The organism is Streptomyces sp. NPDC001750 (assembly GCF_042892615.1).
GTDB lineage: Bacteria > Actinomycetota > Actinomycetes > Streptomycetales > Streptomycetaceae > Streptomyces.
In genome coordinates, this window is sequence record NZ_JBIAUE010000002.1 from 566,545 (window position 1) to 581,411 (window position 14,867).

Here is a 14,867-nt window from a genome sequence, read left to right on the forward strand (position 1 = left end):
GGACAGAGCTTCCGCTCTCCCCGCACAGGAGAGCGGATCGAGGCATCCGCGCTCTCTGCCCTGACCGCGCGGGCGCCTCTCCCGGCCGACGGCACCGCACACCGCCGGCCGAGCGGGCCGTCCGGTGGACGGTCACATTCCGGGCTGCGGTGCCGGACGGGCCGAGGGTCCCGTCCCGGCGCCGCGGCCCGCGGGTGTTTCCGGGCCCCGCGGCCCGCGGCGCCTCCCACGACCCGCGTGCTCCCCCGGGCCCGACGTGCAGGCGGGTCCGGGGGATCCGGCCCGGCGTCAGCGGGACCCGGCGAGCCGGGACGCGTCAGTGAGTCTCGGTGATCTTGGCCAGGGCGCGCGGCGCGTCCGGGTCCTGGCCGCGCGCGATCGCCACCTCGTACGCCAGCCTCTGCAGCGGAAGGATCTCCAGCACCGGCTGGACCTCCTCCGCGACCCCGGCCGTCGGCAGCACGAAGCCCGCGGACGCCTCCGCCACCCGCGCCTCGGGACCGACCACGACGAGATCCGCGCCCCGGGCCCGCAGCCGGTTCAGGACCGGGCGGAGCGCCTCGCCGCCCCGGCCGTCGGTGACGACCGCGATCACCGGGGAGACGTTGTCCACCATGGCGAGCGGGCCGTGCAGCAGATCGGCACCGGAGTAGGAGAGGGCGGGGATGTAACTGGTCTCCATCAGCTTGAGCGCGGCCTCCTTGGCCGTCGGGTAGCCGTAGCCGCGCGAGGTGATGACCATGCGCTCCGCGAAGCGGTAGCGCGACGCCAGGGCCCCGACCTCCTCGCGGCGGGCCAGGACCGCCTCGGCCGTCTCCGGCAGGACCGCGGCCGCCGCGCCGTCGCCCCCGCGCAGGCCCTCCACGAAGAGATAGAGGGACAGCAGGGAGGCGGTGTACGTCTTGGTGGCCGGGAGGGCCCGCTCCGGGCCCGCCAGCACGTCGATGTGGTACTCGGAGACCGCGGCGAGCGGCGAGTCCGGGTTGTTGGTGACGGCCAGGGTGATCGCCCCGGCCTCCCGGGCCGCCCCGGTGGAGGCCACCAGGTCGGGCGAGCTCCCGGACTGGCTGACGGTGACGGCCAGGACGTCCGCGAGCCTGGGCCTGGCCCCGTACGCGGTCGTGGTGGACATCGAGGTCAGGCCGCAGGGCAGCCCGAGCCGGATCTCCAGCAGGTACTTGGCGTAGAGCGCGGCGTTGTCCGAGGTGCCGCGGGCGGCGAGGAGGGCGAAGCGCGGCTCGCGCGCCGCGATCTCGGCGGCCACCTCACGGATCGCGGGGGCGCCCCGGTCGAGGACACGCCGCAGCGCCGCGGGCTGCTCGGCCATCTCACGGGCCATGATCCGGCCCGGTCGCTCGCTCTCCCCCGCCGAGGACGTGGCTGCCATGTCGAGTGCCTCCCGGTCCTCCCAGGGTGTTCCGATGCGGCCCCTGTTCGGGAAGTGCTCCCGTGCGCCGCAGAGGCCTCCCGAACCAGTCGAACACGGGGGCGCGCAGGCCCGCCAGCGGGGCGCGGCCGGGACGGGGCACGGCCGCCCCGCCCACGCCGTGTCCACACCTTGTCCACGCGGTGTCCGCGTCGCCCGCTTCTGCTAGATTGGGAACTTGATTGGTCTATACCACCTGATACCACTCTTCAGATCGGCAGGCCCAGCGTGGAAGTTGTCATCGTCCCGGACGCCAAGGCAGGCGGCGAACTCATCGCGGAGGCCATCGGCGCCCTGCTGAGCCGCAAGCCCGACGCCCTTCTCGGCGTTGCCACCGGCTCTACCCCGCTGCCCATCTACCGCGCGCTGACGGAGAAGGTCCGCTCCGGTGCCGTGGACGTCTCGCGCGCCCGCATCTGCCAGCTCGACGAGTACGTCGGGCTGCCCGCGGGCCACCCGGAGTCCTACCGCTCCGTGGTGCTGCGCGAGGTCGTCGAACCGCTCGGCCTGTCCGAGGATTCCTTCATGGGCCCCGACGGCTCCGCCGAGGACATCCCGGCCGCCTGCGAGGCGTACGACAAGGCGCTCGCCGAGGCCGGCGGGGTCGACATCCAGCTCCTCGGCATCGGCACCGACGGCCACATCGGCTTCAACGAGCCGTGCTCCTCGCTCGCGTCCCGCACCCGGATCAAGACGCTCACCGAGCAGACCCGGATCGACAACGCGCGCTTCTTCGGCGACGACGTCTCCCAGGTGCCGCACCACGTGATCACCCAGGGCATCGGCACCATCCTGGAGGCCCGCCACCCGATCCTGCTCGCCACCGGCGAGGGCAAGGCGGACGCCGTGGCGCAGACGGTGGAGGGGCCGGTGGCCTCGATCGTGCCCGCCTCTGCGCTGCAGTTGCACCCGCACGCGACGGTGGTGGTCGACGAGGCCGCCGCCGCCAAGCTGAAGCTGGCGGACTACTTCCGTGCCACGTACGCGTCGAAGCCGTCCTGGCAGGGGCTGTAGCCGCACCGCGGCCCGGCCGGAAACGTCGGAGGCCCGGAGCACCCGAGGTGGGTGCTCCGGGCCTCCTGGCATCCGGACCGGCACGATCCGCGCGAACGGACAGCCGTGCGGGCGGACGTCGTACGGGGCCGGGGGTGTGGTGCGCCCCCTCTCCCCGCACCACGCCTCGGTTCTCAGTCCTCCGTGCCGCCCCGCGCGATGATCTCCGCGGCCGCCTGCCCGCAGACGCGGGCGGCGCCGTGCGTGGCGATGTGCAGTGCTCCCCTGGCGGGTGCCTGCGGGACGCCCATCTCGACCACGACCGTGTCGGGGCGCCGCGCGACCAGGGCGTCCAGGGCCTCGCCCATCCAGGCGTGACGGTGCGCGTCGCGGACGACCACGACGATGCGCCGCTCCCCCGCCGCCCGCACCACGGCGGCCGCGGGCTCCTCGGTCTCGCCGTCGTACATGCCCGTCCGCGTGCCCGGTACCAGCCGGTCCAGCTCGGCGGCCACGCCCCAGGGCGTCTCGTCGCCGACCGCGATGTTCGACGCGGAGGTGAACGAGGCGACATAGGCGGGCGCGGTCAGCGGTTCGGCGGAGCCGGTCACGCGCACGGCGCGGCGGGCGGCGACCAGGCCGATGCCGGAACCGGCCGCGGTGCCGGGCGCGGTCCCCTCCTGCGCTGCCGCGCCCGGCTCCGAACCGGCCCCCTTCGCCGCCCGCGTCCAGGACGCGAGGGCGCGTACCCGCGCGGCCGCGTCCGCGAGCCGCTCCTCGGGGAGTTCGCCGTTGCGCACGGCCGCGACCAGCGCGTCGCGCAGCCGCAGCACGGTGCCGTCGTCCTCCAGGCCGCCGCCGACGCACAGCGCGTCGGCGCCCGCGGCGATGGCGAGGACGGAACCGCGCTCGATGCCGTAGGTCCCGGCGATGGCCCGCATCTCGACGGCGTCGGTGACGATCAGGCCGTCGTAGCCCAGTTCCTCGCGCAGCAGGCCGGTGAGGATCCGCGGGCTGACCGTCCCGGGGCGGTCCGCGTCGAGCGCGGGGAGCAGGATGTGCGCGCTCATCACGCACTTGGAGCCCGCCTCGATGGCGGCGCGGAAGGGCACCAGCTCCCGGGCGTGCAGGGTCTCCAGGTCGACGTCGATGCGGGGCATCGCGTGGTGCGAGTCGATGGCGGTGTCGCCGTGCCCGGGGAAGTGCTTGGTGCAGGCGGCGACTCCGGACGCCTGGAGGCCCTCGATGTACGCGGCGGTGTGCCGGGCGACGAGCCGGGTGTCGGCGCCGAAGGCGCGAACGCCGATGATCGGGTTGTCCGGGTTGGAGTTGATGTCGGCGGACGGGGCCCAGTTGAGGTCGACGCCGCACTCGGCGAGCCGGCGGCCCAGCTCCCGGGCGACCGCGCGGGTCAGGCCCACGTCGTCGACGTACCCGAGCGCGAGGTTGCCGGGGAAGGAGGAGCCGGTGCGGACCTCCAGCCGGGTGACGTCGCCGCCCTCCTCGTCGATCGCCACGAGGAGGTCCTCGCGCTCGGCCCTGAGCTGGGCGGTGAGCGCGGTGACCTGCTCGGGCGTCTGGACGTTGCGGCCGAACAGCGCGACGGAGGCGAGCCCTTCGTCGACCCTGCGCAGCACCCAGTCCGGGGCGGTGGTGCCGGTGAATCCGGGCTGGAGGACGGCGAGGGCGTCACGGGTGAGGGTGTCCGTGGCAGAGGTCAGGGTGGTCATGAGGCAGCGTTATCCCTTCACGGCGCCGTCGGTGAGGCCGCTGACGGCCCTGCGCTGCAGGAAGACGAAGAGGATGAGGATCGGGATCGCGAAGATCGACGCCGCGGCCATGGTGGCGCCCCAGTCGTTGCCGAACTGGCTCTGGAACTGCGAGAGCCACAGCGGCAGCGTCTTGGCCTCGGGGTCCTTGTTGAGGATCAGGACCAGCGGGAACTCGTTCCACGCGGTGATGAAACCGAAGAGCGAGGTGGCCATCAGTCCGGGCGCGAGGAGCGGCAGGATCACCTTGACGAACGCCTGCGGGCGGGTGCAGCCGTCGACCATGGCGGACTCCTCCAGTTCCTTGGGCACCGCGGCGACGTAGCCGCGCAGCGTGAGGAGCGTGAAGGGGAGCACCATCATCATGTAGAAGAGCGTCAGCGGGACCAGGCTGTTGAGCATGTCCGCGTCGCGCACCAGCATGTAGATCGCGATGACCATGACCTCCCAGGGCGCCATCTGGGCCACCATGAACGTCACGATCAGGCCCTTGCGTCCGCGGAACCGCATGCGCGCCACGGCGAACGAGGCGAAGAGCGCGAGGAACAGGGAGAAGACCACCGCGAGCAGGGTGACGGTCAGCGAGTTCCGGACCAGTGTCCAGAAGTGCTCCACGCCGACGGCCTTCTCGAAGTGCTCGAAGGTGATCTCGGTGGGGAACCAGACCGGGGTCTCGGTGATGATGTCACCGGTGGGCTTGAAGGCCGTGGTGAACATCCAGTAGACGGGGAAGACCAGCCCGACGAACAGGATGACGGCGAGGGCGTTGGGCCAGACGCGGCCGAACAGCGAGCGCTTCACAGCTCGTCCTCCTCTTGCTTGAGAACGATGCGGAGGTAGTAGGAGGTCAGCCCCAGCATGATCAGGATGGTGAGCAGGGAGATCGCGGCACCCATGCCGTAGTGCTGGTTGCCGACACCCTCGACGAACGCGTAGATCGGCAGCGTCTCGGTGAGGCGGGTGGGTCCGCCCTGGTTGATGATGTAGATCTGCGGGAACGCCTTGAAGACCCAGATGACTTCGAGGAAGGTCGTGGCGTAGAGGAAGGGCCGCAGGAAGGGCATGGTCACGGAGGTGAAGCTCTTCCAGGCGCCGGCGCCGTCGAGCGAGGCTGCCTCGTACAGCTCCTTGGGGATCGTCGTGGTCGCCGCGTAGAGGTTGATCGCGACGAACGGGATCGACTGCCAGACGATCATCAGGGTGACCACGAAGAACGTGGAGAACTGCGATCCGGTCCAGTTGAAGTCGGCCATCGAGTGCCAGCCGAGCTTGTCCAGAACGTAGTTGACGACCCCGAAGCGCGAGGCGAACAGCCACTGGTACACCGTCGAGGCGGCCACGATCGGCATGGCCCAGGCGAGGATGAGCCCGAGCATCAGGGCGAAGCGCATCTTCTTGCCGAGGCGGGCGAGGAGCAGGCCGATGAGGGTGCCGAGCACCATGATCAGCCCGACGTTGACGGCGGTGAAGACGATGGTGCGGAGGGTGACTCTCCAGAAGTCCTCACCGGTGAGGATCTCCTGGTAGTTCTTGAAGCCGTTCCACTCGGTGACATGCTGGATGAGCTGCCCCATGTTGAGGTTCTGGAACGACAGCAGGATGTTCTTCACCAGGGGATACCCGAGGAAGACCGCCGTCACCGCGAGCGCGGGAACCATCAGCAGGTACGGCGCGGCGCCGGCACCCACTCTCCGCTTTCTGTCCCCGTGCTGCCCGACGGGTGGTGTCCCGCCCTGACCGCGGACGGCGGCCGTCTTGGCCACGTCCGAGGGATCGGTTTGCACTGCCATGCTCGCCATCTCTTCCAACAAAGCCCTACACGGAACGGCGCGTACGGCCGGGGCGGCGGGTGGTGACCCGCCGCCCCGGCGCGGGACGCGTGACTGCGATTACTGCTGCTGGCCGAGGCGCTTGTTGAGCTCGCCCTCGACCTGCTTGGCGGCGTCGGCCGGCGACTTGCCCTGCAGGACCAGCGTCATGTAGGTCTTGATCGGGTTCGGCGGGTTCTCGACCGGCGCCCACTCCGGGATCAGCGGCGTGGTACCACCGGACTTGGAGGCGGCCGGACCGGCTGCCTCGGCTGCGGGCTGGCCCACGGTGTACTTCTGCATGGCGTCGTTCTTCGGAGACCAGCCGACCTCCTTGATGAGCGCGCCGTCGTTCTTCTCGGAGAGCGCGATCTTCAGGAACTCCTTGGCCAGCTCCTGCTTCTTGCTGCCCGCGGCCACGGCGAGGTTGGAGCCACCGAGGAACACGCCCTCGGGCTTGTCCGCGGTCTCACCGGGGATGGTGAAGAAGCCGATGTCGTCCTTGATGGCGGGGTTGGCCTGGATGGCGGTGCCGGCCTCGTAGCCCATCGCGATGATGGCACCGGTCTTGCCCTTGGCGAAGACCTCGGCCTGCTGCGGGGTGGCCTCGTCCTTGTCCTTGGGCGCCTTGGAGTAGGACTGGTACTGCTTGTAGACGTCCATGGCCTCGGCGACCTTCGGGTCGGCCAGGTTGGAGACGTACTTGTCGCCTTCCTTCTTGACCGGCGAGACGTCCTTGCCGACGAGCAGGCCGTCGAAGAAGTACCAGTTCTGGCCGGGCAGGTAGATGGGCTCGGCGTTGCCCTTCTCCTTGATGGCGTCGAACGCCTTGAAGAGGTCGGCGCGGGTCTTCGGCGTCTCGGTGATGCCGGCTTCCTTGAAGACCTTCTTGTTGTACATGACCACGCGGTTGCCCACGTACCACGGCAGGGCGTACTGCTTGTCCTCGTAGACGGAGGGCGCGTTGACGCCGTCGGCCCAGGCGGAGCCGATCTCCTTCTTGAGGTCGGCGAGCTCGGCGAGGCCACCGGTCTTGGCGTAGGCCGGGGTCTGGGTGTTACCGATCTCCAGGACGTCCGGCGGGTTGGACTCGGAGAGGGCCGTCGTGACCTTCTGCTGAATACCGTTCCATTCCTGGACCTCGATCTTCAGCTTGGCCTTGGTCTTCTGCTCGAACTCCTCGGTGACGGCCTTCGTCCAACCGGGCGGGTTCGATCCGGACATGGTCCAGACGGTGAGCGTCTCGCCCTTGTAGCCGTCCGCACCGGCCTTCTTGCCACCCTTGTCACCGTCGTCCGACCCGCACGCCGCGAGGCCGATCATCATGCCCGCGACGCCGATCGCCGCGATGAGCTTGCGCTTCACGCCAAACCCTCCTCAGGGATACTGCAACCCCGCCCACCACCGCGAAGACATTCGACGATTACTGCTGGGGCTGGACCTGGTCTTTAATGGTTTAGACCAGTACCGGGAGCTTGGCCTAGACCTTTATGGGTGTCAAGGGTGTATAAGAGGTGCACTCGCGTCCGTTATAGGACCGACATCTAAGGGAGGGCGACGACCCGTGACCGGACCGTGCCACCATGTGAGCCGCGACAGACGGAGGAACCGGTGACGGCAGCAGCGCAGCAGTCGGGAAGGCGGGCCATGGGCGCCGACGGGGGCAATGCGGAGAACGAGACGGGTGCGGCCACACGGACGGCGCGCGTCCCGAAGTACTACCGCCTGAAGCGGCATCTCCTCGACATGACGGACACCATGCCGCCCGGTACCCCCGTGCCGCCGGAGCGCACCCTGGCCGCCGAGTTCGACACCTCGCGCACGACCGTGCGCCAGGCGCTCCAGGAACTGGTCGTCGAGGGCCGGCTGGAGCGCATCCAGGGCAAGGGCACCTTCGTGGCCAAGCCGAAGGTCTCGCAGGCCCTCCAACTCACCTCGTACACCGAGGACATGCGTGCCCAGGGGCTGGAACCCACGTCCCAGCTACTGGACATCGGCTACGTCACGGCCGACGACACGCTCGCCGGGCTGCTCGACATCACGGCCGGCGGCCGGGTGCTGCGGATCGAGCGGCTGCGGCTCGCCAGCGGGGAGCCGATGGCGATCGAGACCACCCACCTTTCGGCCAAACGCTTTCCGGCGCTGCGCCGTTCACTGGTGAAGTACACGTCGCTCTACACCGCGCTGTCCGAGGTGTACGACGTCAGACTGGCCGAGGCCGAGGAGACCATCGAGACCTCGCTCGCCACCCCGCGCGAGGCGGGGCTGCTCGGCACGGACGTGGGCCTGCCGATGCTGATGCTCTCCCGGCACTCGCTGGACGGGAGGGGCGAGCCCGTGGAATGGGTGCGGTCGGTCTACCGGGGCGACCGGTACAAGTTCGTGGCGCGCCTGAAGCGGCCGATGGACTGAACGGTCCCGAGCGCGGGCGTCCACCGGGTGGTTCGACGGTCTGCGCGTGTCCCGGTCGGCGAACGGGTCCGTGCGCGAGCGCCCGCCGGGGCCACGCACCGCGCGACCGGCTCGTCCGATGGGCCGTCCCGTCCGGCCCTGCCCGTCCTCACGGTCCCGCCGGGCCGCCCGGCCCTCCCGACCGCCCCCGTGGAACGCGCCGCCACGGGGCGGTTCGCATGTCGCACGCCCTCAACTCCCGTACGTCTGACCATATTCCGAATATGCGCACCCAGCCGCGGAACCGATTCCGGGCGGAAATGCGGTCAGGGGGTGACGGTGACCGAATCCCTCCCCTAGATTTCCTGCGCGTCGCAGCAGGTGATCAGCGAGGGGACGGAGTCGCCGCATGACAGCAAGTCCGAAGGACGTGTCCGCAAGCCCGGACCGGAGGCCGCCCGCGATCACGCCGGTGCGGGTGGTCATCGCCCTCTGTCTCGTCGCGCCGTTCGTCGCGATGCTCTGGGTGAGTTCGTACGCGAAGGTGGATCCCGCCTTCATCGGTATTCCGTTCTTCTACTGGTACCAGATGCTCTGGGTGCTGATCTCCACCGCGCTCACGGCCGTCGCCCACAAGCTGTGGCAGCGCGACCAGCGCGCCCGCAAGGGGGGTGACCAGGCGTGAAGGACGGTGTGAACGGCGTCGCGCTCGGCGTCTTCGTCTTCTTCTTCGCGGCCGTCACGGTCATGGGCTTCCTGGCGGCACGCTGGCGCCGGGCCGAGAACGAGGCCAGCCTCGACGAATGGGGCCTGGGCGGACGGTCGTTCGGCACCTGGGTCACCTGGTTCCTGCTCGGTGGCGACCTGTACACCGCGTACACCTTCGTCGCCGTTCCCGCGGCGATCTACACGGCGGGCGCGGCGGGCTTCTTCGCCGTGCCGTACACGATCCTGGTGTATCCGCTGATCTTCACCTTCCTGCCCCGGTTGTGGTCGGTCTCGCACCGGCACGGATACGTGACGACGTCCGACTTCGTCCGCGGGCGCTTCGGCTCGAAGGGGCTGTCGCTGGCGGTCGCCGTCACCGGCATCCTCGCCACGATGCCCTACATCGCGCTGCAACTCGTCGGCATCCAGGCGGTGCTGGACGTGATGGGCGTCGGCGGCGGCGAGAACACGCACTGGTTCGTCAAGGACCTGCCGCTGCTGCTCGCGTTCGCGGTGCTCGCCGCGTACACCTACTCGTCGGGGCTGCGGGCCCCCGCGCTGATCGCGTTCGTCAAGGACGGCCTGATCTACCTGGTCATCGTGGTGGCGATCGTCTACATCCCGATCAAGCTGGGCGGGTTCCACGACATCTTCGCCGCCGCCCAGGAGAAGTTCGCCGGCCCGCCCGGCGGGAAGCCGACCGGCGCCCTGGCACCCGGCGAGGCGACCCAATGGGCTTACGCCACCCTCGCGTTGGGCTCTGCGCTGGCGCTCTTCATGTATCCGCACTCGATCACGGCGACGCTCTCCAGCCGCAGCCGTGATGTGATCCGGCGCAACACCACGATCCTGCCGCTGTACTCGTTGATGCTGGGCATGCTGGCGCTCCTCGGCTTCATGGCGATCGCCGCCGGGATCAAGGTGGAGAACGGGCAGCTGGCCATTCCGCAGCTGTTCGAGAGCATGTTCCCCGACTGGTTCGCGGGCGTCGCGTTCGCCGCCATCGGCATCGGCGCGCTGGTGCCCGCCGCGATCATGTCGATCGCGGCGGCGAACCTCTTCACCCGCAACATCTACAAGGACTTCCTGAAACCGGACGCGACCCCGCAGGAGGAGACCAAGGTCTCCAAGCTGGTGTCGCTGCTGGTGAAGGTCGGGGCGCTGGCCTTCGTCCTCACCATGGACAAGACGGTCGCGATCAACTTCCAGCTGCTGGGCGGGATCTGGATCCTCCAGACCATGCCGGCCCTGGTCGGCGGCCTGTTCACCCGCTGGTTCCACCGCTGGGCACTGCTCGCGGGCTGGGCGGTCGGCATGGTGTACGGGACGGTCGCCGCGTACGGGGTCGCCGGCCCGACCCAGGCCCACTTCGGCGGATCGTCCGCGAAGATCCCCGGCATCGGTGAGATCGGTTACATCGGCCTGACGGCGTTCCTGCTGAACGTGGCGGTGACGGTGGTGCTGACGATCGTCCTGAACGCGGTGAAGGCGCCCGCCGGCGTCGACGAGACCTCCCCGGCCGACTACACGGCGGACGCGGGCGACCCGGGCGTCCGGGTGGAGCTGCCGCCGGCCGTGCCCGAGCCCCCGAGCGCGGCGGCGACGCCGGGCGGCGGCCACTGAGGACGACTGCTTCCACGGCTCGCAGCGGGCGGTCGCCGACCGCTCCCCGCGCGTCAGGAACGGGTCGGCCACCGGCCCCCGGCGTTTTCTGAACGCGCGACCGCCGCCCGCCCCCGCGGCCCCGGGACGGGGCGGCCACCGGCCCGTCCCGGGACGCTCCGGCGCTCGGGAACGGGCGGCCCGCCCGGCCGCCGCGCGTCGCTCCGGCGACCCGCCCACAAGGCCCCAGGACGGGCCGTCGCGCCCCTTTCCGGAGGGGCCGCGACGGCCCGTCGACCGCCTCCCGAAAGGCCCGCAGAACGCGATCCACGGTTCCGGCCCGCACCGATCGACACAACATGTGGGGGCTGCCGCATCGAGCGGCCCCCACATGTATGCTCATGCTCGCTGTCGTCGCAGGGGAATCCGGTGCGAATCCGGAACTGTCCCGCAACGGTATGTTCGGTGCGCTTTTGCGCAGTCCCGAGCGAGTCCGATGACCTGTCGACAGCGCATCCGGTTCGACCGATCCGGATGCCAGACGTCCGGGCCTCGCGGATGGGCCGGTGGACGCCGTACGCAGCGCTGCCCCGCCCCGGGCCCGGCCTGCCCGGCCGCCCCACTCCCCCGCCGGCCCCGAGCCGAGCGAGGGAGAGCACCGCGTGACCATCGCGCCAGCCGATCCGGCCTCAGTCGCCGTGTCCGAAGCGACCGTGTCCGAGGCGGCCGAGTCCGGGGGAACCGCACACGACGGGCCCGGTACCGCACACGACGAGCCCGGGACCGCGCTGCTGCGGACCCTGACCGCCCTCACCGTCGACCTGCCCGACACCGACCCCGGCCGGGTGGCCGCCGCCGCGCTGCGCGGGCGCAGCGCCCGGGCGGACGAGGCCGAGTTGCGGGCGCTGGCGACCGAGGCCGCCGCGGGGCTGATCTCCGAGGACCCCGCATACTCCCGGCTCGCCGCCCGGCTGCTGACCCGCGCCATCGCGGATGAGGCGGCGGGGCAGGGCGCGGTCTCCTTCTCCGCGTCCGTCGCCGTCGGCCACCGCGAGGGCCTGATCGCGGACCGCACCGCCGCGTTCGTCCAGGCGCACGCCGCCACCCTGGACGCGCTGGTCGAACGTTCCCTCGCCGACGGCGCCGACGACCGGTTCGGCTACTTCGGGCTGCGCACCCTGCACAGCCGCTACCTGCTGCGCCACCCGCACACCCGTCAGGTCGTCGAGACCCCGCAGCACTTCATGCTGCGGGTGGCGTCCGGGCTCGCCGAGGACGACTCCCCGCGTGCCGTGGACGAGGTCGCGGCGCTGTACGGACTGATGAGCCGGCTCGACTACCTCCCCTCCTCCCCCACGCTGTTCAACTCCGGTACCCGGCACCCGCAGATGTCGTCCTGCTATCTGCTGGACTCCCCGCTCGACGAACTCGACTCGATCTACGACCGCTACCACCAGGTGGCGCGCCTCTCCAAGCACGCGGGCGGCATCGGTCTGCCGTACTCCCGCATCCGGGCCCGCGGTTCGCTGATCCGGGGCACCAACGGGCACTCGAACGGGATCGTGCCGTTCCTGAAGACGCTCGACGCCTCCGTGGCGGCGGTCAACCAGGGCGGCCGTCGCAAGGGCGCGGCCGCCGTCTACCTGGAGACCTGGCACGCGGACATCGAGGAGTTCCTGGAGCTGCGCGACAACACCGGCGAGGACGCCCGCCGTACGCACAACCTGAACCTCGCGCACTGGATCCCCGACGAGTTCATGCGCCGGGTCGACGCGGACGGCGAGTGGTCGCTGTTCTCCCCGTCCGACGTGCCCGGGCTGGTCGACCTGTGGGGCGAGGAGTTCGACGCCGCGTACCGGGCCGCCGAGGCGAAGGGGCTGGCCCGCAAGACGCTGCCGGCCCGGGAGCTGTACGGACGGATGATGCGCACCCTCGCGCAGACCGGCCAGGGCTGGATGACGTTCAAGGACGCCGCCAACCGTACCGCGAACCAGACCGCCGAGCCGGGCCGTGTCGTCCACTCGTCGAACCTGTGCACCGAGATCCTGGAGGTCACCGACGACGGCGAGACGGCCGTCTGCAACCTGGGCTCGGTCAACCTCGGCGCGTTCGTCACGGGCGGGGACATCGACTGGGAGCGGCTGGACGCCACCGTCCGCACCGCCGTGACCTTCCTCGACCGGGTCGTCGACATCAACTTCTACCCGACCGAGCAGGCCGCCCGCTCCAACGCCAAGTGGCGCCCGGTGGGCCTGGGCGCCATGGGCCTCCAGGACGTCTTCTTCCAGCTGCGGCTGCCGTTCGACTCCGCGGAGGCCCGCGCGCTGTCCACGCGGATCTCCGAGCGGATCATGCTGGCCGCGTACGAGGCGTCCTGCGACCTCGCGGAACGGTCGGGTCCGCTGCCCGCCTGGGAGCGGACGCGGGCCGCTCGCGGCGTGCTGCACCCCGACCACTACGCCACCGAGCCGAACTGGCCGGAGCGCTGGGAGGCGCTGCGCGCCCGGGTCGCGAGGACCGGCATGCGCAACTCGCTGCTGCTCGCCATCGCGCCGACGGCGACGATCGCCTCGATCGCGGGCGTGTACGAGTGCATCGAGCCGCAGGTCTCCAACCTCTTCAAGCGCGAGACGCTCAGCGGTGAGTTCCTCCAGGTCAACGCGTACCTGGTGGACGACCTGAAGCGGCTGGGCGTGTGGGACGCGCGGACCCGCGAGGCGCTGCGCGAGGCGAACGGCTCGGTACAGGGCTTCGCCTGGATCCCCGAGGACGTGCGGACGCTGTACCGCACCGCGTGGGAGATCCCGCAGCGCGGCCTGATCGACATGGCCGCGGCCCGTACCCCGTTCCTCGACCAGAGCCAGTCGCTGAACCTCTTCATGGAGACGCCGACCATCGGCAAGCTCTCCTCGATGTACGCGTACGCCTGGAAGAAGGGGCTGAAGACGACGTACTACCTGCGCTCGCGCCCGGCCACCCGGATCGCCCGCGCCGCCTCCGGCCGTACCGCGGCGAGCGCCCCCGTCCCCGCCCAGCAGGCTCCGGTCCTCGACGCGGACGCGATCGCCTGCTCCCTGGAAAACCCCGAGTCCTGCGAGGCCTGCCAGTAATGACCGACACCAACTCCGGGAAGAACCTGCTCGACCCGGGCTTCGAACTGACCCTGCGCCCCATGCGCTACCCGGACTTCTACGAGCGCTACCGGGACGCGATCAAGAACACCTGGACCGTCGAGGAGGTCGACCTCCACTCGGACGTCGCCGACCTCGCGAAGCTCTCGCCGGGCGAGCAGCACATGATCGGCCGGCTGGTCGCGTTCTTCGCGACGGGTGACTCGATCGTCGCGAACAACCTCGTCCTCACGCTCTACAAGCACATCAACTCCCCCGAGGCGCGGCTGTACCTGAGCCGTCAGCTGTTCGAGGAGGCCGTGCACGTCCAGTTCTATCTGACGCTGCTGGACACCTACCTGCCCGACCCGGACGACCGCGCGGCGGCGTTCGCGGCGGTCGAGAACATCCCGTCGATCCGTGAGAAGGCCGAGTTCTGCTTCAAGTGGATGGCCGCCCTGGACGGGCAAGGAGGGGTGGAGAAGATCGAGCGGCTGGAGACGAAGGCGGACCGCCGCCGCTTCCTGCTGAACCTGATCTGCTTCGCGGCGTGCATCGAGGGCCTGTTCTTCTACGGCGCGTTCGCGTACGTCTACTGGTTCCGTTCGCGGGGACTGCTGCACGGTCTCGCCACGGGCACCAACTGGGTGTTCCGTGACGAGACGATGCACATGAGCTTCGCGTTCGACGTCGTGGACACCGTCCGCAAGGAGGAGCCGGACCTCTTCGACGACGAGCTCCAGCAGCAGGTGACCGACATGCTGAAGGAGGCCGTGGCGGCGGAGCTGCAGTTCGGCCGCGACCTGTGCGGTGACGGCCTGCCCGGCATGAACACGGAGTCCATGCGGCAGTACCTGGAGTGCGTGGCCGACCAGCGGCTGGCGCGCCTCGGCTTCCCGACGGTCTACGGCTCCGAGAACCCGTTCTCGTTCATGGAGCTCCAGGGCGTGCAGGAGCTGACGAACTTCTTCGAGCGCCGGCCGTCCGCGTACCAGGTGGCGGTGGAGGGCTCGGTCGACCTCGACGAGGACTTCTGACCCCCTGATCCGGAAGGGTCCGG

Annotated in this window: 11 protein-coding genes and 1 riboswitch; of the genes, 6 read left to right on the forward strand and 5 right to left on the reverse strand. The window is 70.4% G+C overall.

The genetic code is table 11. The annotated features are described in order from the left end of the window. Positions 1-316: 316 nt before the first annotated feature. The gene (locus ACFYY6_RS05795) at positions 317-1,387 is read right to left on the reverse strand and encodes an SIS domain-containing protein (protein ID WP_351524796.1); all 1,071 of its coding nucleotides are present in this window, start codon (positions 1,385-1,387) and stop codon (positions 317-319) included. A 267-nt stretch (positions 1,388-1,654) separates the two neighbouring features. Between ACFYY6_RS05795 and nagB the strand changes: the two genes are divergently transcribed. Then, a complete protein-coding gene (nagB, locus tag ACFYY6_RS05800) occupies positions 1,655-2,440 on the forward strand; it encodes a glucosamine-6-phosphate deaminase (protein ID WP_351631999.1) in 786 nt (261 codons plus the stop codon). A 173-nt stretch (positions 2,441-2,613) separates the two neighbouring features. Here the strand turns inward: nagB and ACFYY6_RS05805 are convergent, their stop codons facing one another. From ACFYY6_RS05805 to ACFYY6_RS05820, 4 genes are all read right to left on the reverse strand, one after another. Next, entirely contained in the window at positions 2,614-4,149 is a 1,536-nt protein-coding gene (locus ACFYY6_RS05805; protein ID WP_351520329.1) for a glycoside hydrolase family 3 N-terminal domain-containing protein, read from the reverse strand. A gap of 9 nt (positions 4,150-4,158) precedes the next feature. Beyond that, positions 4,159-4,989, reverse strand: a complete 831-nt coding sequence (locus ACFYY6_RS05810; RefSeq protein ID WP_351520328.1) for a carbohydrate ABC transporter permease — start codon at positions 4,987-4,989, stop codon at positions 4,159-4,161. After that, entirely contained in the window at positions 4,986-5,978 is a 993-nt protein-coding gene (locus tag ACFYY6_RS05815; RefSeq protein ID WP_386607051.1) for a carbohydrate ABC transporter permease, read from the reverse strand. The genes ACFYY6_RS05810 and ACFYY6_RS05815 overlap by 4 nt, the downstream gene beginning before the upstream one ends. Positions 5,979-6,077: 99 nt before the next feature. Next, complete coding sequence (locus ACFYY6_RS05820; RefSeq protein WP_351520326.1) at positions 6,078-7,361, reverse strand: extracellular solute-binding protein; 1,284 nt, start codon at positions 7,359-7,361, stop codon at positions 6,078-6,080. Positions 7,362-7,643: 282 nt separating this feature from the next. On the opposite strand from ACFYY6_RS05820, the gene ACFYY6_RS05825 reads away from it, so the two are divergent. From ACFYY6_RS05825 to ACFYY6_RS05845, 5 genes are all read left to right on the forward strand, one after another. After that, complete coding sequence (locus tag ACFYY6_RS05825) at positions 7,644-8,408, forward strand: GntR family transcriptional regulator (protein ID WP_351520336.1); 765 nt, start codon at positions 7,644-7,646, stop codon at positions 8,406-8,408. Between the two features lie 388 nt (positions 8,409-8,796). Next, positions 8,797-9,072: a DUF3311 domain-containing protein gene (locus ACFYY6_RS05830; protein ID WP_351520325.1), complete on the forward strand. Its 276-nt coding sequence runs from the start codon at positions 8,797-8,799 to the stop codon at positions 9,070-9,072. Next, positions 9,069-10,718, forward strand: coding sequence for a monocarboxylate uptake permease MctP (gene mctP / locus ACFYY6_RS05835; RefSeq protein ID WP_351520324.1), 1,650 nt, complete (start codon positions 9,069-9,071; stop codon positions 10,716-10,718). Before ACFYY6_RS05830 ends, mctP begins: the two co-directional genes overlap by 4 nt. Positions 10,719-11,117: 399 nt before the next feature. Then, positions 11,118-11,199, forward strand: a riboswitch (cobalamin riboswitch). 160 nt (positions 11,200-11,359) lie between these two features. After that, on the forward strand, positions 11,360-13,807 hold the full coding sequence (locus tag ACFYY6_RS05840; RefSeq protein WP_388648222.1) for a ribonucleoside-diphosphate reductase subunit alpha: 2,448 nt from the start codon (positions 11,360-11,362) through the stop codon (positions 13,805-13,807). Beyond that, entirely contained in the window at positions 13,807-14,844 is a 1,038-nt protein-coding gene (locus tag ACFYY6_RS05845; protein ID WP_351520322.1) for a ribonucleotide-diphosphate reductase subunit beta, read from the forward strand. The genes ACFYY6_RS05840 and ACFYY6_RS05845 overlap by 1 nt, the downstream gene beginning before the upstream one ends. Positions 14,845-14,867: the final 23 nt, after the last annotated feature.

What these genes read in the sequence shown, in the direction of transcription:
- ACFYY6_RS05795 (WP_351524796.1), bottom strand. Translation starts at nt 1,387, where the DNA reads ATGGCAGCCACGTCCTCGGCGGGGGAGAGCGAGCGACCGGGCCGGATC.
- ACFYY6_RS05805 (WP_351520329.1), bottom strand. Translation starts at nt 4,149, where the DNA reads ATGACCACCCTGACCTCTGCCACGGACACCCTCACCCGTGACGCCCTC.
- ACFYY6_RS05815 (WP_386607051.1), bottom strand. Translation starts at nt 5,978, where the DNA reads ATGGCAGTGCAAACCGATCCCTCGGACGTGGCCAAGACGGCCGCCGTC.
- ACFYY6_RS05825 (WP_351520336.1), top strand. Translation starts at nt 7,644, where the DNA reads ATGGGCGCCGACGGGGGCAATGCGGAGAACGAGACGGGTGCGGCCACA.
- ACFYY6_RS05830 (WP_351520325.1), top strand. Translation starts at nt 8,797, where the DNA reads ATGACAGCAAGTCCGAAGGACGTGTCCGCAAGCCCGGACCGGAGGCCG.
- ACFYY6_RS05845 (WP_351520322.1), top strand. Translation starts at nt 13,807, where the DNA reads ATGACCGACACCAACTCCGGGAAGAACCTGCTCGACCCGGGCTTCGAA.